At 61.7% G+C, this 24,984-nt stretch carries 22 protein-coding genes; 7 read left to right on the forward strand and 15 right to left on the reverse strand.

Annotated elements, in window-relative coordinates; genetic code table 11:
- Nucleotides 1–129: 129 nt before the first annotated feature.
- Together ACCD00_RS23735 and ACCD00_RS23740 are read right to left on the reverse strand one after the other, a co-directional pair.
- Entirely contained in the window at nucleotides 130–1,752 is a 1,623-nt protein-coding gene (locus tag ACCD00_RS23735; protein ID WP_413427789.1) for an MFS transporter, read from the reverse strand.
- A 215-nt stretch (nucleotides 1,753–1,967) separates the two neighbouring features.
- A complete protein-coding gene (locus ACCD00_RS23740; protein ID WP_413427790.1) occupies nucleotides 1,968–3,614 on the reverse strand; it encodes a GMC family oxidoreductase in 1,647 nt (548 codons plus the stop codon).
- Between the two features lie 132 nt (nucleotides 3,615–3,746).
- On the opposite strand from ACCD00_RS23740, the gene ACCD00_RS23745 reads away from it, so the two are divergent.
- On the forward strand, nucleotides 3,747–4,649 hold the full coding sequence (locus ACCD00_RS23745) for a LysR family transcriptional regulator (RefSeq protein WP_413427791.1): 903 nt from the start codon (nucleotides 3,747–3,749) through the stop codon (nucleotides 4,647–4,649).
- A 105-nt stretch (nucleotides 4,650–4,754) separates the two neighbouring features.
- Here ACCD00_RS23745 and ACCD00_RS23750 read toward each other — a convergent pair whose 3' ends face one another.
- Nucleotides 4,755–5,852, reverse strand: a complete 1,098-nt coding sequence (locus ACCD00_RS23750; protein WP_413427792.1) for a DNA alkylation repair protein — start codon at nucleotides 5,850–5,852, stop codon at nucleotides 4,755–4,757.
- Nucleotides 5,853–6,012: 160 nt separating this feature from the next.
- The gene (locus ACCD00_RS23755; RefSeq protein WP_413427793.1) at nucleotides 6,013–7,821 is read right to left on the reverse strand and encodes a monovalent cation:proton antiporter-2 (CPA2) family protein; all 1,809 of its coding nucleotides are present in this window, start codon (nucleotides 7,819–7,821) and stop codon (nucleotides 6,013–6,015) included.
- 156 nt (nucleotides 7,822–7,977) lie between these two features.
- Here ACCD00_RS23755 and ACCD00_RS23760 point away from each other — a divergent pair, with 156 nt between their 5' ends.
- Nucleotides 7,978–8,892 (forward strand): LysR family transcriptional regulator, encoded by a 915-nt coding sequence (locus ACCD00_RS23760; protein ID WP_413427794.1) that lies wholly within the window; start codon nucleotides 7,978–7,980, stop codon nucleotides 8,890–8,892.
- On the opposite strand, the gene ACCD00_RS23765 is transcribed toward ACCD00_RS23760, so the two are convergent.
- From ACCD00_RS23765 to ACCD00_RS23780, 4 genes are all read right to left on the reverse strand, one after another.
- A complete protein-coding gene (locus ACCD00_RS23765) occupies nucleotides 8,882–9,658 on the reverse strand; it encodes a substrate-binding domain-containing protein (protein ID WP_413427807.1) in 777 nt (258 codons plus the stop codon). The two genes, ACCD00_RS23760 and ACCD00_RS23765, sit on opposite strands and share 11 nt — an antisense overlap.
- A 26-nt stretch (nucleotides 9,659–9,684) precedes the next feature.
- Nucleotides 9,685–10,989, reverse strand: a complete 1,305-nt coding sequence (locus ACCD00_RS23770; protein ID WP_413427795.1) for an MFS transporter — start codon at nucleotides 10,987–10,989, stop codon at nucleotides 9,685–9,687.
- A 184-nt stretch (nucleotides 10,990–11,173) separates the two neighbouring features.
- The gene (locus ACCD00_RS23775; RefSeq protein WP_413427796.1) at nucleotides 11,174–11,779 is read right to left on the reverse strand and encodes a DJ-1/PfpI family protein; all 606 of its coding nucleotides are present in this window, start codon (nucleotides 11,777–11,779) and stop codon (nucleotides 11,174–11,176) included.
- Between the two features lie 120 nt (nucleotides 11,780–11,899).
- The gene (locus ACCD00_RS23780) at nucleotides 11,900–12,973 is read right to left on the reverse strand and encodes a diguanylate cyclase domain-containing protein (protein ID WP_413427797.1); all 1,074 of its coding nucleotides are present in this window, start codon (nucleotides 12,971–12,973) and stop codon (nucleotides 11,900–11,902) included.
- Between the two features lie 173 nt (nucleotides 12,974–13,146).
- On the opposite strand from ACCD00_RS23780, the gene ACCD00_RS23785 reads away from it, so the two are divergent.
- Nucleotides 13,147–13,485, forward strand: a complete 339-nt coding sequence (locus tag ACCD00_RS23785) for an FKBP-type peptidyl-prolyl cis-trans isomerase (RefSeq protein WP_413427798.1) — start codon at nucleotides 13,147–13,149, stop codon at nucleotides 13,483–13,485.
- Between the two features lie 3 nt (nucleotides 13,486–13,488).
- Here ACCD00_RS23785 and ACCD00_RS23790 read toward each other — a convergent pair whose 3' ends face one another.
- Nucleotides 13,489–14,520 (reverse strand): D-cysteine desulfhydrase family protein, encoded by a 1,032-nt coding sequence (locus tag ACCD00_RS23790; RefSeq protein WP_413427808.1) that lies wholly within the window; start codon nucleotides 14,518–14,520, stop codon nucleotides 13,489–13,491.
- 222 nt (nucleotides 14,521–14,742) lie between these two features.
- Between ACCD00_RS23790 and ACCD00_RS23795 the strand changes: the two genes are divergently transcribed.
- Complete coding sequence (locus tag ACCD00_RS23795) at nucleotides 14,743–15,018, forward strand: metal/formaldehyde-sensitive transcriptional repressor (protein WP_046037323.1); 276 nt, start codon at nucleotides 14,743–14,745, stop codon at nucleotides 15,016–15,018.
- 13 nt (nucleotides 15,019–15,031) lie between these two features.
- Nucleotides 15,032–15,964 carry a CDF family Co(II)/Ni(II) efflux transporter DmeF gene (gene dmeF, locus ACCD00_RS23800; RefSeq protein ID WP_413427799.1) on the forward strand — a complete coding sequence of 311 codons (933 nt, stop codon included), beginning with the start codon at nucleotides 15,032–15,034 and terminating at the stop codon, nucleotides 15,962–15,964.
- Between the two features lie 25 nt (nucleotides 15,965–15,989).
- Here dmeF and ACCD00_RS23805 read toward each other — a convergent pair whose 3' ends face one another.
- Nucleotides 15,990–17,099, reverse strand: coding sequence for a cytochrome P450 (locus ACCD00_RS23805; protein WP_413427800.1), 1,110 nt, complete (start codon nucleotides 17,097–17,099; stop codon nucleotides 15,990–15,992).
- 79 nt (nucleotides 17,100–17,178) lie between these two features.
- On the opposite strand from ACCD00_RS23805, the gene ACCD00_RS23810 reads away from it, so the two are divergent.
- Nucleotides 17,179–17,937 carry an ArsR/SmtB family transcription factor gene (locus tag ACCD00_RS23810; RefSeq protein ID WP_413427801.1) on the forward strand — a complete coding sequence of 253 codons (759 nt, stop codon included), beginning with the start codon at nucleotides 17,179–17,181 and terminating at the stop codon, nucleotides 17,935–17,937.
- A gap of 66 nt (nucleotides 17,938–18,003) precedes the next feature.
- Here ACCD00_RS23810 and ACCD00_RS23815 read toward each other — a convergent pair whose 3' ends face one another.
- The 5 genes from ACCD00_RS23815 to ACCD00_RS23835 form a co-directional block, all read right to left on the reverse strand.
- Entirely contained in the window at nucleotides 18,004–19,023 is a 1,020-nt protein-coding gene (locus tag ACCD00_RS23815; RefSeq protein ID WP_413427802.1) for a branched-chain amino acid aminotransferase, read from the reverse strand.
- A gap of 243 nt (nucleotides 19,024–19,266) precedes the next feature.
- Entirely contained in the window at nucleotides 19,267–20,649 is a 1,383-nt protein-coding gene (gene lpdA, locus ACCD00_RS23820; RefSeq protein WP_413427803.1) for a dihydrolipoyl dehydrogenase, read from the reverse strand.
- 3 nt (nucleotides 20,650–20,652) lie between these two features.
- The gene (locus ACCD00_RS23825; RefSeq protein ID WP_413427804.1) at nucleotides 20,653–21,927 is read right to left on the reverse strand and encodes a dihydrolipoamide acetyltransferase family protein; all 1,275 of its coding nucleotides are present in this window, start codon (nucleotides 21,925–21,927) and stop codon (nucleotides 20,653–20,655) included.
- Nucleotides 21,928–22,986, reverse strand: a complete 1,059-nt coding sequence (locus tag ACCD00_RS23830) for an alpha-ketoacid dehydrogenase subunit beta (RefSeq protein WP_413427805.1) — start codon at nucleotides 22,984–22,986, stop codon at nucleotides 21,928–21,930.
- A 1-nt stretch (nucleotide 22,987) separates the two neighbouring features.
- Nucleotides 22,988–24,223 (reverse strand): 3-methyl-2-oxobutanoate dehydrogenase (2-methylpropanoyl-transferring) subunit alpha, encoded by a 1,236-nt coding sequence (locus tag ACCD00_RS23835; RefSeq protein ID WP_413427806.1) that lies wholly within the window; start codon nucleotides 24,221–24,223, stop codon nucleotides 22,988–22,990.
- A gap of 185 nt (nucleotides 24,224–24,408) precedes the next feature.
- Here ACCD00_RS23835 and bkdR point away from each other — a divergent pair, with 185 nt between their 5' ends.
- Nucleotides 24,409–24,897, forward strand: a complete 489-nt coding sequence (bkdR, locus tag ACCD00_RS23840; RefSeq protein ID WP_007976593.1) for a Bkd operon transcriptional regulator BkdR — start codon at nucleotides 24,409–24,411, stop codon at nucleotides 24,895–24,897.
- The last annotated feature ends 87 nt before the right edge of the window (nucleotides 24,898–24,984 follow it).

The following is a 24,984-nucleotide window of genomic DNA, read 5'->3' on the forward strand; positions in this document are numbered from 1 at the left end:
AACAAAAACACCCCCCCCCCCGCCCCAACCACCAAACACCCCCCCCCCGGGCCCCGCCTCCCATTTTATAAAACTCAAGTTCTTTAAATGGCCCCCCCCCCCCCCCCCTCAGGTTGTTACTGGCTAGTCTCAGTTTTTGTCGAGATCCACGTTACGGGTCTCACGCAGGAAAATCATCCCCACCACCAGGCTCACCCCGGTGATCACCACCGGATACCACAGCCCGTAGAAGATGTCCCCGGTGTATACCACCAACGCGAACGACACCGTCGGGAGGAACCCGCCGAACCAGCCGTTGCCGATGTGGTAGGGCAGGGACATCGAGGTGTAGCGGATGCGGGTCGGGAACAGTTCGACCATCAACGCCGCCAGCGGGCCGTAGCACATCGCGGAGATGATGATCAGCGCAACGATCAGCGCGACTATCATCGGCTTGTTGATCTGCTGCATGTCCGCCTGTTGCGGGTAACCGGCGAGGGTCACGGCACCGCGCAGGGCGGCTTCGTCGAAACCATCGATCTTCACGTCACCGACGCTCACCTGCACGCCACTGCCGGCCGGTGCGACAGCACTGCTGTACGGCAAGCCCTGCTTGACCAGGAAGGTCTTGACCTTGTCGCACGGGCTGTCGAATTTCGCCTTGCCCACCGGGTCGAACTGGAAGGTGCAGGTGGCCGGGTCGGCCATCACGGTGATCGGAGCCTGGCGGCTGGCCTGGTCGATGGCCGGGTTGGCGTAGTGGGCCAGGGTCTTGAAGATCGGGAAGTACAGCGCGGTGGCCAGCAGCAGGCCGATCATCAGCACCGGTTTACGCCCGACCTTGTCCGACAGCCAGCCAAAGAAAATGAAGAAGGGGGCGCCGATGGTCACGCTGACAATCAGCAAGCCGTTGGCCACCGCCGGGTCCATTTTCAGGAACTGGGTGAGGAAAAACAGCACGTAAAATTGCGCGGCGTAGAAGGTCACCGCTTGCCCGGCATTGATGCTGAACAGGGCGATCAGCACCACTTTGAGGTTTTCCCACTTGCCGAAGGAGTCGCGAATCGGCTGTTTGCACAGCTTGCCTTCCTCTTTCATTTTCACGAAGGCCGGCGATTCGTGCAGGCTCAGGCGAATCCAGGTCGAGATGCCCAGCAGCACGATGGAAAACAGGAACGGAATGCGCCAGCCCCAGACTTCGAACTGATCGCCGGTGAAGTAGCGGCAGCCCAGCACCACCAGCAGCGAGAGCAGCAGGCCCAGGGTCGCGGTGGATTGAATCCAGCTGGTGTGGAAGCCACGCTTGCCGATGGGCGCGTGCTCGGCGACATAAGTCGCGGCGCCGCCGTATTCACCGCCCAGGGCCAGGCCCTGGAGCATGCGCAACACCACCAGGATGATCGGCGCGGCGATGCCGATGCTGGCGTAGGTCGGCAGCAGCCCGACACAGAACGTCGCCAGGCCCATGAGGACGATGGTGGCGAGAAAGGTGTACTTGCGTCCGATCATGTCCCCCAATCGACCGAACACCAACGCGCCGAACGGCCGCACGATGAAGCCGGCGGCGAAGGCCATCAGCGCAAAGATGAACGCCGTGGTGTCGTTGACCCCGGCAAAAAACTGCTTGCTGATCACCGCCGCGAGGGCGCCATAGAGGAAAAAGTCGTACCACTCGAAGACCGTCCCGAGGGACGAGGCGAAGATGACTTTCTGGGTTTCCTGACTGGTCCCCGCGCTACGCACGGCTTCCAGGGATTGAACGTGTTCTGACATACCGGTATCCCTCACAGTGATTGTTTTTGTTGTTCCACTGTCGGCGCCGGCCTTGTGGGCGGGTGCCGCTACTGCGATGTATCAGGTGTATCCGCTACCTGTAGGAGCGAGCCTGCTCGCGATGGTCGTCAACGATAACGCTGTAAACCTGACACCCACGTGCGCTCTCAGATTCATCGCGAGCAAGCTCGCTCCTACAGGGGGGGCGTAAGGATTCAGGGGTGTGCGATCAGTTCCATTGTCGGTGTGATGCTCCTTGTGGCGGGGTTGAGGATCAATTGTGCAGCCTTCTCGGCAATCATCAGCGTCGGCGAGCAGGTGTTGCCCGAGGTGATGCGCGGCATGATCGAGGCATCGGCAATGCGCAGGCCGGGGATGCCATGGACCTTGAGTTGCGCATCGACCACGGCGTCGGCGTCGTTGCCCATGCGGCAGGTGCCCACCGGGTGGAAAATCGTGGTGCCGATCCGCGCGGCGGCTTCGTGCAGTTGTTCTTCGCTTTGCAGGCTGTCGCCGGGCAGGTACTCCACCGGGTTGAAGGGGCGCAGGGCCGGCGCGCTGACGATGCGCCGGGTCAGGCGAATGGCGTCGGCGGCCACCCGCAGGTCTTGCGGGTGGCTGAGGTAGTTGGGCTGGATCAGTGGTGCGTCCTGCGGGTTGGCCGAGCGGATGTCTACCCGGCCACGGCTTTGCGGGCGCAAATCACAGACCGAGGCGGTGAACGCCGGGAACGCATGCAGCGGTTCGCCAAAGCGCTCCAGCGACAGCGGTTGTACGTGATACTCGAGGTTGGCCGAAGTCTGTTCCGGCCCCGAGCGGGCAAAGGCGCCCAACTGGCTCGGCGCCATGGACAGCGGGCCGCTGCGGTCATACAGGTAGCGCAGGCCCATGCCCAGCTTGCCCCACAGGCTGCCGGCAATCTGGTTCAGGGTGCGGGCATTTTCCAGCTTGTAGATCAGCCGCAGTTGCAGGTGATCCTGCAAATTGCCACCGACACCGGTTAGCTCATGGGTGACGCCGATGCCCAGCCGCTCCAGCAGCGGACGCGGGCCGATACCGGAACGCTGCAGGATGCCTGGCGAACCGACCGAGCCGGCACAGAGGACGATCTCCTTGCGGGCCTTGAAGGTTTTCGCCTGGCCTTGCCAGCGGGCGCTGACCGCCGAGGCGCGGCCATTGTCCAGCAGCACGCGGTCGACTTCGACCCCGGTCAGTACGGTGAGATTGGGACGCTGGCGCACCGGCTTGAGAAAAGCCTTGGCCGCGTTCCAGCGGACGCCGGCCTTCTGATTGACCTGGAAGTAGCCGCAACCTTCGTTGTCGCCCTGGTTGAAGTCATCGATACTGGCGATGCCGCTTTGTTCGGCGGCACTGCGGAAGGCGTCGAGAATCGGCCACGACAGGCGCTGGCGTTCGACTCGCCATTCGCCCGCGGCGCCGTGGAATTCGGCGGCGCCGGCAAAGTGGTTTTCGCTCTGCTTGAACAGCGGCAACACGTCTTGCCAGCTCCAGCCGGGGTTGCCGTCGGCGGCCCAGCGATCGTAGTCAGCGGCCTGGCCGCGCATGTAGATCATGCCGTTGATGGAGGAGCAGCCCCCCAGCACCTTGCCGCGCGGATAGCTCAGGGCGCGACCTTGCAGGCCGGGTTGCGCTTCGGTCTTGAAGCACCAGTCGGTGCGCGGGTTGCCGATGCAGTACAGGTAGCCCACGGGGATGTGTATCCACGCATAGTTATCGCGGCCGCCAGCTTCGAGCAGCAGCACGCGATGTTGCGCATTGGCCGACAGTCGATTGGCCAGCAGACACCCGGCCGGCCCGGCCCCGACCACGATGTAATCGAACTCATCAAGGGAAGTCTGCATCCCTGACCTCGTTTTGTTGTTCTTGTTGTCTGTCATCCTAGTTGTTAGCTTTCGTCAAAAGAATGTTAGTTTTTGCGCAGCCGCTGTGCGTTTTTAAACAGCATCCCGAACGGCAACGAACAAGGACGATTCATGTTCGACTGGAATGACCTGCGGTTTTTTCTCGAATTGCAGCGCAGCGGGCGTTTGCTCACGGCCGCCCGCCGCCTGAACACCACCCATGCCACCGTGGCGCGGCACATCGAGGCCATCGAAAAGAGCCTCGGCACGGCGTTGTTCGTTCAGCATGCCCAGGGATATGAGATGACCCCGGCTGGCGAGGCATTGCTTAAACACGCCGAAGCGATGGAGAACGTGGCGCTGCTGGCCCAGGAGGAAATCACCCAATCCACCGCGCCGTTGGGCAAGATCCGCGTCGGGGTGACCGAAGGCCTGGGCATCATGTTCCTCGCCAGTCGCATGAACGGCTTGTTCGAGCGCTATCCGGGGCTGGAAGTGGAGCTGGTGGCGGTGCCGCGTTTTGTCAGCATCCTCAACCGCGAGGCGGAAATCAGCATCCACCTTGAGCGCCCGGCCGCCGACATGCTGGTCACGCGCAAGCTCACCGATTATCGCCTGGCGCTCTACGCCAGCCAGGACTATCTCGACCGTTCGCCGCCGTTGCGCAGTCGCGAAGACCTGGGGCGCCACGCCTGGATCGGCTACGTCGATGACTTGCTGTTCAGCCAGGAGCTGATGTTCCTCAACAGCTTCTGCCGCAACCCGCAGGTGGTGTTTCACAGTACCAGCGTGATTGCCCAGCAGCAGGCTGCGCGCTCGGGCCTGGGTATCGCGGTGCTGCCGTGCTACATGGCCAGTGCCGACCCGGACCTGGTGCCGCTGCTGCCGGACGAAAGCATCCAGCGCAGCTACTGGATCAGCACCCGCCGCGAATTGCACAAATCGGTGCGGCTGCGGGTGCTTTGGGATTATGTGGTGGAGTTGTGTGAGCGGGAGCAGGCATTACTGCTAGGGTCAAACTCCCAGGGTGCTTGAACGGACGCCTTCGCGAGCAAGCCCGCTCCCACATTGGAATGCGTCCTCCTGTGGGAGCGGGCTTGCTCGCGAAGGCGGCGGCACATCCAAAATAGATCTTATGGTTTAAGCAAGAATCTCGAACGCCGTGCTGGCCAGCCTTTCGCCATTGACCATGATGTGCACCGCATGGCGCCCCGCGTAATGCCGGCGGGTGGTGAGTTCCTTGATGTGCTGACCCCGGCTGACGGCTTCGCTGGCGTTGCCGGGCAGCGTCAGGGCCTTGAGCTTGAATACCTTCGCCGAAGTGCTGCCATTGGCCTTGACGTAATCGATGGCGTAGTCGATCACCAGGCGCTGACTGCTTTCAACGGTGGATTTGACGGCAAACGACAGGGTGATCTTTTCTCCCAGGCCAATCACCGGCGGTTCGACTTTCACATCGACGATCTCGACTTCAGGCTTGCCGCCCGCGCCGATGATCGCCAGTGCCCGCTGGTTGCCCTGTTTGATCAGGCTGCGCAGGGCGTGTTTGGCGATCCATGCGGTGTGCCTGTTGTCCAGTGACCAGCCTTCGATCAGGTCCAGCACCCATTCGGGATGATCCTTGGTGATGTCGTTGAGGTGATTGGCCACGGATTTGCGCACGTACAGGCTCGTGTCGGCCTTGAGGTTGTCGAGGATTTTCGCGGCGAGTTCCGGATCGGCCTGAATCGGCTCCAGCCGGAATGACCAGGGCAGGCGTGGCCGGCAGCCTTCACTGGCCAGGCGCCGCACATGCTCGTTGTCATCCAGCGACCAGGCGTGCATCAGCTTGAGCGAACGCTCGAGGTCGCTGCGCAGAAAATGGCGGATCGCGAATTCCGAGGAGCCGAAGGCGGTGAAGTACCTCAGGGCGTCCATCGACACCTCGAACGCATGGGCGCCATAAGTGGCGACATAGTGCGGCAGGCACATGCTGACGAAGCCGCTGTTGAGGCGCGGGGCGAGGGCGCGCAGCACCTTGAGTGACGCTTCGTAGTCCAGGGGCAGCACGGCGTGCAGGCATTCGCTGACCCGGGCCATGCGCTGCATGACGCTGAGGTCTGCGAGGCCGGTTTGGGCCAGCTTCAGGAAGCGCCTGGCCTCGAATGCGGGATAGACCGCGGTCATCTCGGAGGCGATGTGCCTGAGGCGTTCGGTGTTGAAGATTTCTTTGAGGGCGGGGGCAGGTTGGTCAGCCATGCTGGTTCCTTTGAAATTGTGGTTATTCCATCACACCGCGTTATCGTTTTTCGCGAGCAAGCCCGCTCCCACAAGGGGGCTCTGTCAGGCTCAATATTTGTGAGCACCCAAGATCCAATGTGGGAGCGGGCTTGCTCGCGAAGGGGCCCTCAAATCCACCTCATTTTGTGCCCACCTGCTCCTGCAGCTGATCCGACTCAAACAACTTCGCCAGTTCGACTCGCGCTTCCTTTGCCGTCTGCATCACTTTCGCGGCGTCGTCATACACCGCATGCTGGGCCTCGAGCACCTCTTCGTCGTGCTGCTTGAAGCGCTTGATCCGCGCATCCGCCTGGGCCTGGGTCAATCCCAACCCGATCAGGGTTTTGCGGCTCATTTCCAGGCTCGAATGAAAGGTTTCGCGCACGGCATGAGCGCCGACGTCCATCAGCCGGTGCACATGCTGACGGTTGCGGGCGCGGGCGATGATTTTCATATGCGGGTAGAGCTTGTGCACCAGCTCGGCGGTCTTGATGTTGGTGTCCGGGTCGTCGGTGGCGATTACGAAAAACTCGGCTTCCCCGACCTTGGCCGCGCTGAGGATCTCCGGGCGCATCGGGTCGCCGTAGAACACCGGCACACCACCAAAGCTGCGGGACAGCTCGATGGTTTCCACCGAGGTGTCGAGGGCCACGAACTTGATGTTCTGTGCGCGCAGGATCCGCGCAACGATCTGGCCCATGCGGCCCATGCCGGCGATCACCACCCGTGGTGCGTCGGTGTCGATTTCGCGGAACTTCTCCGGCACTTCCACCGGTTGCACTTTCGGGCTGACCAGCCGTGCGCAAACCAGTAGCAACAACGGCGTCACAGCCATGGACAAGGTGATGGTCAACACCAGCAAGTCATACAGTTCTGCCGCGAACAGCCCGTGATCGCGACCGATCTTGAACACTACGAAGGCAAATTCACCACCGGCCGCCAACACGATACCCAGGCGGATCGCACTGACCTTCTTCAAGCCGCCGGCCAGTCGACCGACGACAAACAGCAGCGGCAGTTTGATCGCGATCAGCAACAGGGTCAGGCCCAGCACCGCGACCGGCATGCTCAGCAACAGGCTCAGGTTCGCGCCCATGCCGACGCTGATGAAAAACAGCCCGAGCAACAGGCCCTTGAACGGTTCGATCTGGGCTTCCAGTTCATGGCGATACTCGGAGTCCGCCAGCAGCAGGCCGGCGAGGAATGCGCCCAGGGCCATGGAAATACCGGCCAGTTCCATCAGCCATGCGGTGCCGATCACCACCAGCAACGCCGTGGCGGTGGAGACCTCCGGCAACGCGGTTTTGGTCACTATGCGAAACACCGGCCGCAGCAGATAGCGCCCGCCGATCACCACCACGGCGATGCTGACCAGCACTTGCAGGCCATGGTTCAGGTCTTCGCCGGCAGTGGTGGGCTGATCGCCGCCGGCCAGCAACGGCACCATGGCGATCAACGGGATTGCAGCGATGTCCTGGAACAACAGAATCGCGAACGCCAGCCGCCCGTGGGGGCTGGTCAGTTCCTTGCGTTCAGCCAGGCTTTGCAGGCCGAATGCCGTGGACGACAGCGCCAGGCCCAGGCCCAGGACGATCGCGGTGTTCAATGGCTGGCCGAAGATCCACAGCGCCACCGCGCCAATCACCGAGCCGGTCAGCAACACTTGCGCCAGACCCACGCCGAACACTGATTTACGCATGACCCACAAGCGTCGTGGCGACAGCTCCAGGCCGATGATGAACAGCAGCAACACCACGCCGAGTTCGGAAATGTGCGCGACGCTTTGCGGGTTGTCGATCAGGCCCAGCACCGATGGGCCGATGATCACACCGGCAAACAGATAACCCAGGACCGCCCCCAGTTGCAGGCGCTTGGCCAACGGAACGATGAGCACGGCCGCCAACAGGAACACGACAGCGGCTTGTAGCAGGTTGCCTTCATGGGGCATGAGAAAACTCCAGAACTCGGTACAACGGGGAAGACAAGAATAAAGGCTGAGCCCTTCGACGTCAGCAAAGCGCCCGGGTTCAGATGTCACAATTTGCATTAATTAGTTACATTTATAGAATTAGCTGATCAATCAGCTTCGTTTCCGAGCAACTCCATGGCAATCAACTTCGACCTCAATGACCTGCAAGCCTTCCGTGCCGTGGTCGAGCAGGGCAGCTTCCGCAAGGCGGCCGATTCCGTGCGGATATCCCAGCCAGCCTTGAGCCGGCGGATTGAAAAGCTCGAAGACGCCCTGGGCGTGAAGCTGTTTGAGCGCACCACGCGCAAGGTCAGCCTGACCCAGGCCGGACGGGGTTTCATGCCCAGCGTCGAACGCCTTCTGGACGATCTGGACGTGGCATTGCTGGGCATCAGCGAAGTCGCTTCGACCCGGCTCGGTCACGTCACAGTCGCCTGTGTACCCTCGGCGGCTTACTACTTCATGCCGCGGGTGATCGCGCACTATCATCGGCAGTTTCCGAAGATCAAGGTCAAGGTGCTGGACTCCAGCGCCCACGAGGTGTTGAGCGCGGTAGTCAATGGCGAAGCGGATTTCGGCCTGAGTTTCATGGGCACGCTGGAAGCCGAAGTGGATTTCGAGCCCTTGGTGCAAGAGGGGTATGTAGTGGCGTGCCGGCGCGATCATCCGCTGGCGGGGCGAAGCAGCGTCACCTGGAACGAGTTCTACCGGCAGGATTACATCTCGCTGGATAAAACCTCGGGCAATCGCTTTCTGCTGGATCAGGCGTTGACCGGCGTGGTGCCGCAGCGGCCGAGTATCTGCGAAACCCGCCACGTGACCACCATGATCGGTCTGGTGGAGGCCGGGTTGGGTGTGGCAGCGGTGCCGTTGATGGCGATGCCGGCAGCGGATCACCCGATCCTGACGCGGGTGCCATTGACTGATCCGCAAGTGATGCGCAGCGTCGGTCTGATCAAGCGCCGGGGGCGAACCCTGACCCCGGCGGCACTTGAACTGGAACGACTGGTGGTGGAGATGAAAGTCCTGCAGCCGTCGGTCAGCGACTGACCGAGTCTAGTCCGGTCGCTTTTACGTCCGGTTGAGCCTGGGCCGAAGCCATGTATTCCAGCAGGGCTCTGGCTTCGACCGGGTGCTGTGCACCTACCGGGATACCGGCGGCAAACCGGGTCACCGACTGCACTGACTCCGGAATCTTCGCCACGAAACTCACCCCCGGCACCGGCAATAACTCGCTGACTTGCTGGAAGCCCAGTTGATAATCGCCAGTGGCAACCACCGAGCCCACGGGGACTTTCGGAACCATGGTCGACTTGGGCTTGAGTTGGTCTTCGATACCCAGGCGTTTGAACAGCTGCTGTTCGATGTACACGCCGCTGGCGCTGTCGGAGTAGGCCACTGATTCAGCAGCGAGCAGCGTCTTTTTCAGGCCCTCGACGTTGCTGATATCCGGTTTCGGTGCCCCTTCGCGCACGACCAGGCCAATGCGCGAATCTGCCAGTTCGACTCTTGAAGCGGGATCGACTTTGCCTTGTTTGATCAGATCGTCCAGTGCGTAGCCGACCATGATCACCACATCGGCTTGCTCTCCGCGGGCCAGGCGATTGGGAATCGCCTCTGGCGCCTTGCCCATGGATGGACCGAGTGCGGTGTCGAGGGTGTTGCCGGTGGCGGCGGTGAACTTCGGGCCGAGGATCTTGTAGGCCGCAGTGAAGCCGCCGGAGGTCATCACACGGATCTCTTCAGCCCGGGCAATGCCGCTCAAGCCCAGGCTGGCCACCAATGCGAGGGCGGCCAGATTGAACAGTTTTTTCATGGTCATGTTCTCGATAAAGGGCAGGTTCACGACGCAACCGCTTGCAGTCGATTCGAGGCTCGGCGATAGAGCATGAGCGTCGCGCACAACGCGCACAGTGCTGCAAAGCTCATCCAGTAACCCGGCGCAGCCTTGTCGCCGGTGTACTGGATCAGCAAGGTCGATATTGCCGGAGTGAACCCGCCGAACACGGCCGTGGCCAGGCTGTATGCCAGCGAGAACCCGGCGACTCGCACTTCCACGGGCATGATTTCCGTCAGCGCCGGGATCATCGCGCCGTTGTACAGGCCGTAGATGAACGACAGCCACAGCAAGACCAACAGCATGTGGATGAAGCTGGGCGCGTTGACCAGAAAGGTCAGTGCCGGGTAGGTGGTGGCGATGGCCAGCAAGGCCATGACGATCAACACCGGGCGTCGACCGATACGGTCCGAGAGAGCACCGCCAATCGGCAGCCAGATGAAATTGGAAACGCCGACCAGCAACGTCACCAACAGCGCATCGGACGTGCTCAGCTGCAGCACGGTTTTACCGAAGGTCGGTGCGTACACCGTGATCAGGTAGAACGCGGTGGTGGTCAGGGCGACCATCATCATGCCCGCGAACACGATCAGCCAGTTTTGCCCCAGGGTGCGGAACACTTCACCCATGTTCGGACGGTGTTTACGGGTGGCGAACTCTTCGGTTTCTTCCAGGTTGCGGCGCAGCAGGAAGATGAATGGCACGATCATGCAGCCGACGAAAAACGGAATCCGCCAGCCCCAATCGGCAATCACACCCGGTGCCATCCACTGGTTCAAGGCATAGCCCAGCGCGGCGGCGACAATGATTGCCACTTGCTGGCTACCCGACTGCCAACTGGTAAAGAAGCCCTTGTGGCCGGGTGTGGCGATTTCGGCGAGATACACCGACACGCCACCCAACTCCGCACCGGCGGAAAAGCCCTGCAGCAGCCGCCCGATCAGCACCAGGGCCGGGGCGAACAAACCGATGGATTCGTAACCGGGCACCAGCACAATCAGGATGGTGCCGCTGGCCATGATCGACAAGGTCACGATCAACCCTTTGCGTCGACCCACATCATCGATGTAGGCACCCAGCACCACGGCGCCCAACGGGCGCATCAAAAAGCCTGCACCGAACACGGCGAAGGTCATCATCAGCGAGGCGAATTCGCTGCTGGCCGGGAAGAACACGGCGGCGATCTGCGTGGCATAGAAACCAAAAAGGAAGAAGTCGAACTGTTCGAGGAAGTTGCCCGAGGTGACCCGGAAGATTGCGTTGGCCCGGGAGCGACCGGTAGTCGCGGGCCGTTGGATTGATGCTGTCATTGACGTGTACTCCACCGCTTTTATGACGTGCTCCGGCTGGACGCGGCGCACGGTTCTTATTGGGGCGGATAGTGGAGCAGGGGCATCGATATGTTAATTGCATTGTTGGCATGCATTGATGCGCGAAGTGGATCAATGCATCCGGGGACAAGGCCGATACTGCGTCAGGCTGGATGGCTACCGATCAAATAAACGCCTCGATATGCCCCATCCCCCGGGCCACGTACTCATCCTTCTCACCCACAGGGGCGAAATTGTTCAGCACTTCCCGGGCGGTTTCGCGGCCTTTCAAACGGGCCAGGATCCAGGCCGCGAGGTATTGCGACGCCAGGCAGCCACCCGCGGTGGCAACGTTGCCGTTAGCGTAGAAGGCCTGGTTGACGACATTGACCCCGGCTTCCAGCACCCAGGGTTTGCTGATGGCATCGGTGCAGGCCGGGGCATCCCCGAGCAGGCCGAGTCTGGCCAGCAGGAAGGTGCCGGAACACTGGGCCGCCAGCAGCTGGCGTGCGGGATCGAATTGCAGTTGCTCCATGATCCCCGGGTTTGCGGCCACTTCCCGGGTCTTGCGGCCGCTGCCCACCAGCACCGCATCCGCCTGACAGGCCTCGGCGAGACCGATGTGCGCATCGATGCTCAAGCCATTCATCGACGTGACCCGCGCGGTCGGCGATGCGACGCTCACGCGCCAATCCTTGTCCCCGAGCAGGGAAACCCGGCTGAGCATGCCGTAGGCGATCAGCGAGTCCAGTTCATTGAAGCCGTCAAAGGTCAGGATGGCGATATGCATGGCGAACTCCGATGGTTTTTTGAGCAGCCTACCCGGGTGCCCCTCAACGTTGCCGGTACAGTTCGAGACATTATTATGATAACAGTCATGTAACGAAAGCAGGCACCCGCCGACATCGCGTTACTGGCTGTATGCCCGCACAACGCTCTCGGTGCCCAACCGATACTGGTTGTTCCCGCTGCGCTTGGCCTCATACATCGCCAGGTCGGCAATGTGCAGCAAGCGGTCAATGCTCGGTGCATGGTCGGGGAACATGGCGACGCCGAGGCTGGTGCCGATATGGCGCTGGTCGTTGCCGATGCTGACGGGCGGGGAGAGTTCGACGAAGATTTTCTGGCAGATGGTGCGCGCTTCGTCTTGCAGGCTTTTACCTTGGGGCAAGTCCTGGAGAATGACCACGAATTCGTCGCCACCGATCCGGGCGACGGTGTCGGTGCCGCGCAGAATGCGCTTGAGCCGCGTGGCGGTAGTGACCAGCACCCGATCGCCGGCCGCATGGCCATAGCGGTCGTTGATGGCCTTGAAGCCATTGAGATCGACAAATACCAGCGCCACCCGCGTAGCGCTGGCGCGCGCTTGTTCCAGCGCTTCGGACAGGCGCTCTTCGAGCACCAGGCGATTGGGCAGGCCGGTCAAAGGGTCGTAATGGGCCAGGTGCTTGAGGTAGTTGGCCGAGGCCTTTTCTTCGGTGATGTCGCGTACCACGCCCATCATCTTGATCGTTTCGTCGTGTTCATTCTTGACCACGTTTCCGGTTTCCCGCAGCCAGCGGATCGTCCCGTCGGGCCAGACCACGCGGTATTCCTCATCATGGTTTTCGCCGGTTTGCAGGCAACGCAGTTCGCCGGCCCGAACCCTGAGCCGGTCGTCCGGGTGCACGCAGGAGCAGAACAGGGCATAGGAGGGCGTCACTTCGCCGACCTTGAAGCCGAACATGCCGAAAATGGCTTCTGACCAGTACAGCCGGTCGGTGTCGACATCCCAATCCCAGGTACCGATACGAGCGAAATACTGGCTGCGCTTGAAGCGCTCGGCGTCGTCATCCTGGTGGATGTTCCGGCCTTCGGACAGGCTGTTGATGATCGCGCGATACTCTGCCAGTTGCTTTTGCAGCGAGCGCTCGCGCCAGACCAGCGCGACGATCAGGGTGAGCGTCATTGAGCCAAGGATGACGCTGGTCCAGAGCAGGATCATTCGGGGATGGCCATCAGAGCGGTGAACCGTACGGGTAGTAGTAGATTATTTTAGTTCAGCAAACAGCTTTGAACGCCGTGCGCGGAGGCGGCAATGGTTGCCAATCGAAGGTAAATCTGGGAAAACGGCGCCCATCAGGCCCTTGAGGGCGAGTGAGCATACGAGTGAATTCAATGAATGACGAGCTTCAGGTAATCGATCTCCAGCCGGGTGACGGAAAAGCCGCCGTAAAAGGCGCGCTGATCACCACCCAGTACCGTGGCTGGCTGGAGGACGGGACCGAATTCGATTCCTCCTACAGCCGTGGCAAACCCTTCCAGTGCGTGATCGGCACCGGGCGGGTCATCAAGGGCTGGGACCAGGGCATCATCGGAATGCAGGTCGGCGGCAAGCGCAAGTTGCTGGTGCCGGCGCACCTGGCCTATGGCGAGCGCACCATGGGCAAGATCACGCCGAATTCGAACCTGATCTTCGAAATTGAATTGCTGGAAGTGCTGACGCGGGATGATTGAGCGTCAGGCCTGAAAGGTTTCCCGGTACGCATACAGGCCGGGCGTTCCACCGGTCATGATGAACAGCACATTGTCCCCGGGGGCGAAGCGCCGCTGCTGCAGGTCGGCGAGCAATCCGGCAAACGCCTTGCCGGAGTACACCGGGTCGACCAGCAGGCCTTCGGCACGCGCCATCAGGCGTACCGCGTCCTGCATGGCGACGGTTGGCAGTCCATAGCCGGCACCCAACTGGCTGCCGTCAATCACCAGCTGGTCAGCCCGCACCTCGGCGCTGCTGTCCAGTAGTGCCAATGTCTCGCGGGTCAGTTGCAGGGTTCTCGCTGTTGATGATTCCTGGTCGGACAGCACCGAGAACGACTTGACCAGCGACGCGCCCCGGCCCAGCAATTGGAAACCCGCCGCCAGCCCGGCATGCGTGCCGGCGCTGCCGTTGGGTACCACCACTTGATTGAATGCGACTTGCAGTTCTGCCTCTTGCCGGGCGATTTCCCCTGCGCAGCTGGCATAGCCGAGGCTGCCCAGGGGCGTCGAGCCACCGGTTGGCAGCACCATGACCTTGTGCCCGGAGTCCCGAAGCTGCGCCGCCCTGGCCTCGGCTTTGGCCAGTGAGTCGGTGCCGCCGGCAAACACCTGCATCTGCGCGCCGAACAACTGGTCGAGCAGCACGTTGCCGTTGAGCTCGTAATCCACCTCGGCCTTGGCCACGGCCCGGGTCAGGAACAATTCGCAGGCGATGCCCAGCCGGGCGCACACGGCGGCAGTCAGGCGGGCATGATTGGACTGGATGCCGCCCACGGTAATGATCGTATCGACCCCGGCTTGCAGCGCCGCGCCTATATGGAATTCAAGCTTGCGCAGCTTGTTGCCGCCCGCGCCGATCAACATATGGTCGTCGCGTTTGAGGAATAGGCCGATACCCTGCTTGTCCAGGCCCAGCAGCTGTTCGAGTCGCGCGGCGCGCTGAATGGGGGTGGGACCTTGCAACAGGTCTGCCCGCGCGAAAACACTCAGTGCCTTGTCCAGTTGGGTTTGCATCAGTCGAGCCTCGTTGTTCACCATGATCCGGGTGACTCTATGGAGAAAGGCCGGCGGGATAAACGCACTGTCGGTCATGACTGTTTTAACCCGGTGTAACTAATCAGTCGGGCAGCAGGGGGATTGAACCTGAACGTTTAGCGGCCAATCATCTGGTTGTGCCTTGCCAGGCTCCACTCTATTGGCGATCATAGGTGTCATATAGGGGTAGGGGGTATATGTATGTCACACATTCACGAACACAAAGATGACTTGATCAAGCGGGTGAGGCGCATTGCCGGTCAGGTGGAAGCCGTGGAGCGAGCGCTCGAGTCCGATGCCGATTGCGCCAAGACCCTGCATCTGGTGGCCGCCATCCGGGGGGCGGTCAATGGTCTGCTGGAGCAGTTCATCGACGCCCACGCCCGTGAGCACGTGGCCCATCCAGACCTGAGCGACGAAGAGCGCGCCCAGGGCGTGGAAGACTTGTTGCTGGCCATCCGTCGTTATGCCAAATAGAGGCCTGAATCCCATGACACTGACACCACAGGCTTCGCGTTTTTCCCACGACCACGTGTTTCTCGGCGCCTCCCATGATGAAAACGCCCGTCGCACCTTATGGGTGGTGGCGCTGACATTTGTGATGATGATTGGCGAAATTGCCGCCGGTTACATCACCGGGTCCATGGCGTTGCTGGCTGATGGCTTTCACATGGCCACCCACGCCGGGGCCTTGGGCATCGCTGCGGCGGCCTATGGATTCGCACGGCGCAATGCCAACAATGCGCGTTACAGCTTCGGCACCGGCAAGGTCGGGGATCTGGCGGGTTTTGCCTCGGCCATGGTGCTGGGACTGGTGGCGATCGGCATTGCCGGTGAGTCGGTTTTTCGCCTGTTTCAGCCCACCACAGTGGCATTCACCGAGGCGACAGTGATTGCGGTGGTGGGGCTGGCGGTGAACATTGTCAGCGCCTTTTTGCTGGCGGGCGACCACGGTCATCATGGCCACGATCATGGGCACAGTCATGATCACGGCCATCATCACCATCACGACAATAACCTGCGTTCAGCCTATGTCCATGTGTTGGCCGACGCCTTGACTTCGCTGCTGGCGATTGCCGCATTGCTGGCCGGGCGGTATCTGGGGTGGGTGTGGCTGGACCCGGTGATGGGTATCGTGGGCGCCATTGTCATCGCGAAATGGGCCGTTGGCTTGATGCGTGACAGCGCTGCGGTGTTGCTCGATGTCACGGATGCACAGGTTGCCGATGAGATTCGACAACTGCTCGAGTCGTCGGACGATGTGCGTATCAGCGATCTGCATGTGTGGCAGGTCGGCCCGCAGGCGCGGGCGGCGATTGTCAGCGTCGTGGCGACGGCCGATGTCAGTGCCGACGCCATTCGCGAACGGCTGGCGCCGGTCCATGAGCTGTCTCACCTGACCGTCGAATATCGCACTGCCTGAGCGGCTTTCAGGACGGGACCTTCGGTCAATCACTGAACAGCGGAATTCGTCCATTCGCGGACGGACGGAATTCCCGCTTCAGGTGCTCCAGTGCTGGCCTCATCGCCAGAAGCTGCTTGAGCGTAGCGCCGGCAATGCTCAATGCCAGCCGTTGCCCCGGACATTGATGGCGCCCCGCACCAAAGGTGAAACTGCGCCGGTTCGGGCGGTCGAGCAGGAATGCGTCGGGGTCGTCGTTGAGTTGCGGGTCGCGATTGGCCGAGGCCAGCAGCACCAGGATCACGTCTCCGGCATCCAGCCTCACCCCGTCAATCTCGCAGACGGCGGCGACGAAGCGGCGGGTGTTCTGTACCGGCGGATCGAAGCGCTGCACTTCGGCCAGCAGGTCTTCAACAGGGGTTGATTCACTGGCCAACGACGGATGTTCAATCAATGCCAGCACGGCATTGCCAATCAGCCCGGCAGTGGCCTCGAAGGTCTGGGAGAACAGGCCGATCAGGTTGGCGATCAGCGTTTGCGGTGCGTCGGACGCGAAACGCTGGCGGATGCCTCCAAGCAGATGGCTGTGGTTGTCCGGGTCGGCCAGCAGCTCGACGCAGTATCCGCTCAATTGTTCGGCGGCAGCGTGGGCGGCGGTCAACTGTGCCGCGCTACTCAAGGGCGACAGGCAAGCCACGAAATCCGCCGTCAGTTCGCTGATGACGCGACCCTGAGCCGGGGTGAATCCCAACAACGCCGCCACCACGCATACCGGCCCACGGAACATGGCGTTGTACAAGCCGGTGGCGTCGGCGGTGATCAACCGGGCGCTGACCAGGGCCTCGACTTCCCGCGCATCGACCAACTCCAGCCCCGGCTCAATCGCCGACCGTGGACAGCGCTGGCGCTCGCCCTCGTTCATGCGCATCAGTTGGCCGAACACCTGGCCGGCCATGCCGTCGGCAATCGCCCTGGGGACTGGCTCTTGCGCGGGGCGAACGTGGCAGTCGGGATGGGCCAACACGGCAGCCACCGCCCGGGCGCTGCTGGCCACCCACATTTTCAGCCCCGGATGAAAGGCCAGCCCACCCTCGGCACGCAGTTGTGCGTAGTAGGGATAAGGATCGGCATGGGTCGCAGCGATGATCGGGTCCATGGGTCGCGGCCTTTTGTTGTTGGAAAGTGTTGCTACTATCTCCAGTTCGAAAGGACGTTGATTCGTCCGGGAGCGAAATATGAGCGCAGAACAACACGACATTGGCGTCTCGCAGGTGGCGGCAGGCATCGCTGAGCCGGCGCGGACGAAAATCCTCTGTTCGCTGATGGACGGTCACGCCCGCACCAGTACCGAACTGGCGGCGGTGGCCGAAGTCAGCGCGTCGACCGCCAGTGCCCACCTGGCCAAACTCAAGGAACTGGCGCTGGTGCGGCTGCACGTTCAGGGACGTCACCGCTATTACAGCCTGGCGGACAAGTGCGTGGCCCAGGCCCTTGAAGCGCTGATGGTGCTCGGCCGGAATGCCACGCCGGAGTTCCAGTCGCGTACGCCGGATCGCCTGCAATTTGCCCGCACCTGCTACGACCACATGGCGGGGACCCTTGCCGTACTGTTGCATGACCGGATGCTTGAGGCTGGCTGGCTGGAGGAAACCGACGAACAGGCCTATCGCTTGAGTGACAGCGGTACGGCAATGTTTCAGGGGCTTGGGATCGAGGTCCAGGACTTGAGCACATTGCGTCGCCGCTTTGCCTGCCCATGCCTGGACTGGAGCATGCGCCGGCCGCATCTGGGTGGGTCGCTGGGCGCGGCGTTGCTGCAAACGGCGCTCAAGCGCAAGTGGGTGACGCAGGATCTGGACAGTCGCGCGCTGGCGCTGACGGCGTTGGGGCGCAAGGAGATCGCGGGGCGGTTTGGGGTTGAGTTGCCGCTGGAACGTGACGGCAAAAGATCGCAGCCTGTGGCCGCTCCTGCGGGGGCGGCGTTCAGTCGCTGAATCGCAACCATGAAAAAGCCCCCCATCGGTCACCCGATGGGGGGCTTTTGTGCGTCTGGCGTCAGGTCAAACCTTGACGATCCAGCCTGCTGGCGCTTCGATGTCGCCGGTTTGCACGCCGGTCAGCTCTTTGTAGAGCTTCTGGGTGATCGGGCCGACTTCGGTTTCGCTGTGGAACACGTGCAGGTGGTCGTTGTAGTTGATGCCGCCGATCGGCGTGATCACGGCCGCAGTACCGCAAGCACCGGCTTCCTTGAAGTCCGCCAGCTTGTCGATGAACACGTCGCCTTCGACCACGTCCAGACCCAGGCGGGACCTGGCCAGTTCGATCAGCGACAGACGGGTGATGCCCGGCAGTACCGATGGCGAGTTCGGGGTCACGAACTTGTTGTCGTGGGTGATCCCGAAGAAGTTGGCCGAACCGACTTCCTCGATCTTGGTATGGGTCAGTGGGTCCAGGTAGATGCAGTCGGCGAAATGCGCCTTCTTGGCCTGGGAGCCCGGCATCAGGCTGGCGGCGTAGTTGCCACCGACCTTGGCGGCACCGGTGCCTTGTGGCGCGGCGCGGTCGTAGCTGGAGATCAGGAAGTTGTGCGGGGTCAGGCCGCCCTTGAAGTAGGCGCCAACCGGGATGCAGAAGATCGAGAAGATGAACTCGGGGGCGGTACGCACGCCGATGTTGTCACCCACGCCGATCACGAACGGGCGCAGGTACAGCGCGCCGCCGGTTCCGTACGGCGGAATGAAGCGCTCGTTGGCACGGACCACTTCTTTACAGGCTTCGATGAATTGCTCGGTGTCGACTTGCGGCATCAGCAGCCGGGCGCAACTGCGTTGCATGCGCAGGGCGTTCTGGTCCGGACGGAACAGGTTGATCGAGCCGTCCTTGCAACGGTAGGCCTTCATGCCTTCGAAGCATTGCTGGCCATAGTGAAGGGCAGTGGAGCCTTCGCTGATGTGCAGCACATTGTCTTCGGTCAGGGTGCCTTTGTCCCATTCGCCATTGCGAAAGTACGACAGATAGCGTTTGTCGGTCTTGATGTAGTCAAAACCCAGCTTGTCCCAGTTGATGCTTTCGTTACCCATGACACCCTCTATCACTTAACAACCGCCGAAACGGTTCAAGGCTTCTGACGTTTTTCCGGATGGGCACAACAATACTTCATTCCGGGCCGGTTTCGCAGCCCGGACTATCGGATGACGGACAGATAATTCGCGTTGACCTTGAGAATTCGCGAGCAAGCCCGCTCCCACAGGGGAATGCATTCCAGATGTGGGAGCGGGCTTGCTCGCGAAGAGGCCAGCACTGCCGCCATCAATCACTCTGAATCACAGATGCAATGCATGCCCCAAAGCACGCAACGCCGCTTCCTGCACCGCCTCACCCAGCGTCGGGTGCGCGTGGATGGTGCCGCCGATGTCTTCCAGCCGCGCGCCCATCTCCAGGCTCTGGGCAAACGCCGTGGACAACTCCGAGACGCCAACGCCCACCGCTTGCCAGCCGACAATCACATGATTGTCGCGACGGGCGACCACGCGCACGAAGCCGCTTTTCGACTCCAGTGTCATGGCTCGGCCATTGGCGGCGAACGGGAAGCTCGACACGATGCAGTCCAGGCCTGCGGCCTTGGCCTCGTCGGGGGTCTTGCCGACCACCACCAGTTCCGGGTCGGTGAAGCACACGGCGGCGATGGCGGTCGGGTTGAACTCGCGGGATTTACCGCTGATCAGTTCGGCGACCATCTCGCCCTGGGCCATGGCCCGGTGCGCGAGCATCGGTTCACCGCTCAGGTCACCGATGGCATACACGTTGCGCATGCTGGTCTGGCAGCGGTTGTCGATCTTGATCGACGAACCGTTCATCTCCAGATTCAGCGCTTCGAGGTTCCAGCCCTGGGTGTTCGGCTTGCGCCCGACGGCCACCAGCACCTGATCGGTTTCCAGGTGCAGGGTATCGCCGTTCGGATCCAGAACTTGCAAGGTATTCTGTTGTGAATCAAAGCCTTGCACGCTGTGTTTCAAGTAAAGCTTCACGCCGAGTTTTTTCAGTTCGTCGTGCACAGGCTGGGTCAGTTCGGCGTCGTAGGCCGGCAGGATGCGTTCCTGCGCCTCCACCACGCTGACGTCGGCGCCGAGCTTGCGATAGGCAATGCCCAGCTCCAGACCGATGTAACCGCCGCCGACCACAATCAAGCGCTTGGGCACGGATGTCGGCACCAGGGCTTCGGTGGACGAGATGATCGGCCCGCCGATCGGCAGCATCGGCAGGTTGACGCTTTTGGAGCCGGTGGCCAGCACCAGGTGTTCGCACTGGATGCGCGTGTCGCCGACTTCCACGGTTTTGCCGTCGATGACCCTGGCCCAGCCTTGAATGACCTGAACCTTGTTCTTTTTCAGCAGCGCCGCGACGCCGGTGGTCAGGCGATCGACGATGCCGTCCTTCCATTCCACGCTCTTGCCGATGTCCAGGGTCGGCGCCGAAACGCTGATGCCCAGGGCCGAATGCTGGCTGTGGTGTTGTGTCTGGTGGAACTGCTCGGCGACGTGAATCAGTGCCTTGGACGGAATGCAGCCGATGTTCAGGCAGGTGCCGCCCAGGGATTGACCTTCCACCAGAATGGTCGAAATGCCCAGTTGGCCAGCACGGATCGCCGTCACATAACCGCCAGGGCCGCCGCCGATGATCAGCAGCGTGGTGTTCAGAGTCTGCATGAATTACTCCACAAACAAGGTAGCGGGTTGTTCGAGCAAGCCACGGATGGCCTGGATGAATAGCGCCGCGTCCATGCCGTCGACCACGCGGTGATCGAAGGAGCTGGAGAGGTTCATCATCTTGCGGATCACGATCTGGCCTTTGACCACCATTGGTCGCTCAACGATCTTGTTGACGCCGACAATCGCCACTTCCGGCAGGTTCAGCACCGGCGTACTGACAATACCGCCCAAGGCGCCGAGGCTGGTCAGGGTAATGGTCGAGCCGGACAGCTCGTCGCGGCTGGCCTTGCCGTTGCGTGCGGCGGTGGCCAGGCGGGCGATTTCCGCCGCGCTGTCCCACAGGCTGCGCGCTTCGGCGTGACGCACCACCGGCACCATCAGGCCGACGTCACTCTGGGTCGCGACGCCAACGTGTACGGCGCCGAGGCGGGTGATGACCTGGGCTTCGTCGTCGTAGCGGGCGTTCATTTGCGGGAAGTCGCGCAGGGCGACGACCATGGCGCGGACCAGGAACGGCAGCAGCGTGAGTTTGCCGCGAGTCGCGCCATGTTTTTCGTTGAGGTGCGCGCGCAACTCTTCCACGGCGGTGACGTCGATTTCTTCGACGTAGCTGAAGTGGGCGGCGCGCTGGGTGGCGTCCTGCATGCGCTGGGCAATCTTGCGGCGCATGCCGATCACCGGGATCTGCTGTTCATCGGTGCGCTGGGCATAAGCGGCGGGGGCCGGTGCCGAAGCGTTCGACTGACCTTGGGCCAGATAGGCTTCGAGGTCGTCGTGCAGAATCCGTCCGGCGGGGCCGCTGCCACGTACCAGACGCAATTGAATACCGAGGTCCAGCGCATGCTTGCGCACGGCCGGCGAGGCCAGCGGACGTTCATCGGCTTCGCGAGCCACCATCGGGCCTTGGCATATGGCAGCTTTCGGCGCTGCGGCAGCGACCGGTTTGCTTTCCATCACGGCATCGACTTTCGGTGCTGCAACTGGCGCTTCTTTCACAGGGGCCGGTTGCGCCGACTCCTTAACGTTGCCCGCGCCTTCGACTTCAATGCTGATCAACACGCTGCCAACCGCCATGACTTCGCCCGGCTGGCCACCGAGGGCAATGACCTTGCCATGCACGGGCGACGGAATATCCACCATCGCCTTATCCGTCATGACATCGGCCAGCACCTGATCTTCGACGACCATGTCGCCGACCTTGACGTGCCACACCGACAATTCAACTTCTGCAATGCCTTCGCCAATGTCCGGCATTTTAATAACGTGCGTGCCCATTCAGACCTCCATGACCCGTTTCAACGCCGCGCCCACACGGGACGGCCCTGGGAAATACGCCCACTCTTGCGCGTGCGGGTAGGGGGTGTCCCAACCGGTGACGCGTTCGATCGGCGCTTCCAGGTAGTGGAAGCAGTGCTCTTGCACCAGCGCCGTCAGTTCGGCGCCGAAGCCGCAAGTGCGGGTGGCTTCGTGAACGATCACGCAGCGCCCGGTTTTCTTCACGGACTTGGTGATGGTTTCCAGGTCCAGCGGCCACAGGCTGCGCAGGTCGATGACTTCGGCATCCACGCCGCTTTCTTCAGCGGCGACTTGCGACACGTAGACGGTGGTGCCGTAGGTCAGCACGGTGACGTCCTTGCCCGGACGGGCGATGGCGGCAACGTCCAGCGGTACGGTGTAGTAGCCGTCCGGAACCTGTGCGGCGGGGTGTTTCGACCATGGGGTCACCGGACGCTCGTGGTGGCCGTCGAAAGGGCCGTTGTACAGGCGTTTCGGCTCCAGAAAGATCACCGGGTCATCGTTTTCGATGGAGGCGATCAGCAGGCCTTTGGCGTCGTAGGGGTTGGACGGCATGACGGTGCGCAGGCCACACACCTGAGTGAAGAGTGCCTCGATGCTCTGGCTGTGGGTCTGGCCGCCATAGATGCCGCCGCCGCAGGGCATGCGCAGGGTCAGCGGCGCGGTGAACTCGCCGGCCGAGCGATAACGCAGGCGCGCGGCTTCGGAAATGATCTGGTCATACGCCGGGTACACATAGTCGGCGAACTGGATCTCCACCACCGGGCGCAGACCGTAGGCGCCCATGCCCACGGCGGTGCCGACGATACCGCTTTCAGAGATCGGCGCGTCGAACACCCGCGAGGTGCCGTACTTGGCTTGCAGGCCTTCGGTGCAGCGGAACACGCCGCCGAAGTAGCCCACGTCCTGGCCGAAGACCACGACGTTGTCGTCACGCTCAAGCATCACATCCATGGCCGAGCGCAGGGCCTGGATCATGGTCATGGTGGTCGTGGTCATGGCGGTTTCCAACTCGATTTTGTTGTTGTGATCGTTCATGTCAGATCCCCAACTCTTGACGCTGGCGCTTCAAGTGCTCCGGCATCTCTTTGTAGACGTCTTCGAACATGGTCGCGGCGCTCGGAATCTGGCCGCCGGCGAGGGTGCCGTACTGTTCGGCTTCTTTTTGCGCGGCGATCACTTCGGCTTCCAGTTCGGCGCTGACGGTGGCGTGTTCCTCTTCGGACCAGTGGCCGATCTTGATCATGTGCTGCTTGAGGCGCGCAATCGGATCACCCAGCGGGAAGTGGCTCCAGTCATCGGCAGGGCGGTACTTCGACGGATCATCGGAGGTCGAGTGCGGGCCGGCGCGGTAGGTGACCCATTCGATCATGGTCGGGCCGAGACCGCGGCGCGCACGTTCGGCGGCCCAGGCAGAGGCGGCATAGACGGCGACGAAGTCGTTGCCGTCGACCCGCAGGGAGGCAATGCCGCAACCGACGCCACGACCGGCGAAGGTGGTGGCTTCACCGCCGGCAATCGCCTGGAAGGTGGAAATCGCCCACTGGTTGTTGACCACGTTGAGGATCACCGGGGCGCGGTACACGTGGGCGAAGGTCAGGGCCGTGTGGAAGTCCGATTCGGCGGTGGCGCCGTCACCGATCCACGCCGAGGCGATCTTGGTGTCGCCCTTGATCGCCGAGGCCATGCCCCAGCCCACGCCTTGAATGAACTGGGTGGCGAGGTTGCCGGAAATGGTGAAGAAACCGGCGTCCTTGACCGAGTACATGATCGGCAATTGCCGGCCCTTGAGCGGATCGCGCTCGTTGGACAGCAACTGGCAGATCAGGCCGACCAGCGGTACGTCGCGGGCCATCAGGATGCTTTGCTGGCGGTAGGTCGGGAAGCACATGTCGTCGATGTTCAAGGCCAGGGCCTGGGCGCTGCCGATGGCTTCTTCGCCAAGGCTTTGCATGTAGAACGACATTTTTTTCTGACGCTGGGCGACTACCATGCGGTTGTCGTAGATGCGGGTCTTGAGCATGGCTCGCATGCCCTTGCGCAAAATCTCCACCGGCACGTTTTCAGCCCAGGGGCCGAGGGCATTGCCCTGGTCGTCGAGCACGCGGATCAGGCCACGGGCCAGGTCGGCGGTGTCGGCCGGTTCAACGTCGATGGAAGGTTTGCGCACCGTGCCGGCATCGGTCAGGTGCAGGTAGGAGAAGTCGGTTTTGCACCCTGGGCGGCCCGAGGGTTCGGGGACGTGCAGGCGCAGCGGTTCATACGCTTGGGTCATGGCTTCTACGCTCGATCTTGTGAATTTCTTGTAGTGAGCTGACAGATTTCATTCGGTAAATGAAATCTTGTCCTACAACAATCATAGGCCCGCCCAAGAAGAATATTTCTCTCTGTTTCGTTGCGTTAAAGATCATTTGCAGATAAAAAAACTGCATAAACATAAAAAGCAGGTGTTTTTGTCTCATGCGCAAACTGGACCGTACCGATATCGGCATTCTCAACAGCCTTCAGGAGAATGCACGCATCACCAACGCCGACCTCGCGCGTTCGGTGAACCTGTCGCCGACACCGTGTTTCAACCGGGTCAAGGCCATGGAAGAACTGGGGGTGATTCGCGAGCAAGTGACGCTGCTGGATGCCGACCTGCTGGGATTGCATGTGAACGTGTTCATTCACGTCAGCCTGGAGAAGCAAGTGGAGGAGGCGTTGCAGCATTTCGAAGAAGCGATTTCCGACCGCCCCGAGGTGATGGAGTGCTACCTGATGGCCGGCGACCCGGACTACCTGATCCGGGTACTGGTGCCGACCATTCAGTCGCTGGAGCGCTTCATGATGGACTTCCTGACCAAGGTGCCGGGGGTGGCGAACATTCGTTCGAGCTTTGCGCTCAAGCAAGTGCGCTACAAGACTGCGTTGCCGTTGCCGGCCAATGGCCTGACTCTGGGCAACTGACACGATCACTCTGTAGGAGCGAGCTTGCTCGCGATGGACGTTAACGATAACGCGAGTCTTCTGGATAAACGCGTTGCCCTCAAGTCC

Source organism: Pseudomonas sp. Pseusp3 (assembly GCF_047304225.1).
Classification (GTDB): Bacteria; Pseudomonadota; Gammaproteobacteria; order Pseudomonadales; family Pseudomonadaceae; genus Aquipseudomonas; species Aquipseudomonas fluorescens_CD.

What these genes read in the sequence shown, in the direction of transcription:
- ACCD00_RS23735 (WP_413427789.1), bottom strand. Translation starts at nt 1,752, where the DNA reads ATGTCAGAACACGTTCAATCCCTGGAAGCCGTGCGTAGCGCGGGGACC.
- ACCD00_RS23740 (WP_413427790.1), bottom strand. Translation starts at nt 3,614, where the DNA reads ATGCAGACTTCCCTTGATGAGTTCGATTACATCGTGGTCGGGGCCGGG.
- ACCD00_RS23745 (WP_413427791.1), top strand. Translation starts at nt 3,747, where the DNA reads ATGTTCGACTGGAATGACCTGCGGTTTTTTCTCGAATTGCAGCGCAGC.
- ACCD00_RS23750 (WP_413427792.1), bottom strand. Translation starts at nt 5,852, where the DNA reads ATGGCTGACCAACCTGCCCCCGCCCTCAAAGAAATCTTCAACACCGAA.
- ACCD00_RS23755 (WP_413427793.1), bottom strand. Translation starts at nt 7,821, where the DNA reads ATGCCCCATGAAGGCAACCTGCTACAAGCCGCTGTCGTGTTCCTGTTG.
- ACCD00_RS23760 (WP_413427794.1), top strand. Translation starts at nt 7,978, where the DNA reads ATGGCAATCAACTTCGACCTCAATGACCTGCAAGCCTTCCGTGCCGTG.
- ACCD00_RS23765 (WP_413427807.1), bottom strand. Translation starts at nt 9,658, where the DNA reads ATGAAAAAACTGTTCAATCTGGCCGCCCTCGCATTGGTGGCCAGCCTG.
- ACCD00_RS23770 (WP_413427795.1), bottom strand. Translation starts at nt 10,989, where the DNA reads ATGACAGCATCAATCCAACGGCCCGCGACTACCGGTCGCTCCCGGGCC.
- ACCD00_RS23775 (WP_413427796.1), bottom strand. Translation starts at nt 11,779, where the DNA reads ATGCATATCGCCATCCTGACCTTTGACGGCTTCAATGAACTGGACTCG.
- ACCD00_RS23780 (WP_413427797.1), bottom strand. Translation starts at nt 12,973, where the DNA reads ATGATCCTGCTCTGGACCAGCGTCATCCTTGGCTCAATGACGCTCACC.
- ACCD00_RS23785 (WP_413427798.1), top strand. Translation starts at nt 13,147, where the DNA reads ATGAATGACGAGCTTCAGGTAATCGATCTCCAGCCGGGTGACGGAAAA.
- ACCD00_RS23790 (WP_413427808.1), bottom strand. Translation starts at nt 14,520, where the DNA reads ATGCAAACCCAACTGGACAAGGCACTGAGTGTTTTCGCGCGGGCAGAC.
- ACCD00_RS23795 (WP_046037323.1), top strand. Translation starts at nt 14,743, where the DNA reads ATGTCACACATTCACGAACACAAAGATGACTTGATCAAGCGGGTGAGG.
- dmeF (WP_413427799.1), top strand. Translation starts at nt 15,032, where the DNA reads ATGACACTGACACCACAGGCTTCGCGTTTTTCCCACGACCACGTGTTT.
- ACCD00_RS23805 (WP_413427800.1), bottom strand. Translation starts at nt 17,099, where the DNA reads ATGGACCCGATCATCGCTGCGACCCATGCCGATCCTTATCCCTACTAC.
- ACCD00_RS23810 (WP_413427801.1), top strand. Translation starts at nt 17,179, where the DNA reads ATGAGCGCAGAACAACACGACATTGGCGTCTCGCAGGTGGCGGCAGGC.
- ACCD00_RS23815 (WP_413427802.1), bottom strand. Translation starts at nt 19,023, where the DNA reads ATGGGTAACGAAAGCATCAACTGGGACAAGCTGGGTTTTGACTACATC.
- lpdA (WP_413427803.1), bottom strand. Translation starts at nt 20,649, where the DNA reads ATGCAGACTCTGAACACCACGCTGCTGATCATCGGCGGCGGCCCTGGC.
- ACCD00_RS23825 (WP_413427804.1), bottom strand. Translation starts at nt 21,927, where the DNA reads ATGGGCACGCACGTTATTAAAATGCCGGACATTGGCGAAGGCATTGCA.
- ACCD00_RS23830 (WP_413427805.1), bottom strand. Translation starts at nt 22,986, where the DNA reads ATGAACGATCACAACAACAAAATCGAGTTGGAAACCGCCATGACCACG.
- ACCD00_RS23835 (WP_413427806.1), bottom strand. Translation starts at nt 24,223, where the DNA reads ATGACCCAAGCGTATGAACCGCTGCGCCTGCACGTCCCCGAACCCTCG.
- bkdR (WP_007976593.1), top strand. Translation starts at nt 24,409, where the DNA reads ATGCGCAAACTGGACCGTACCGATATCGGCATTCTCAACAGCCTTCAG.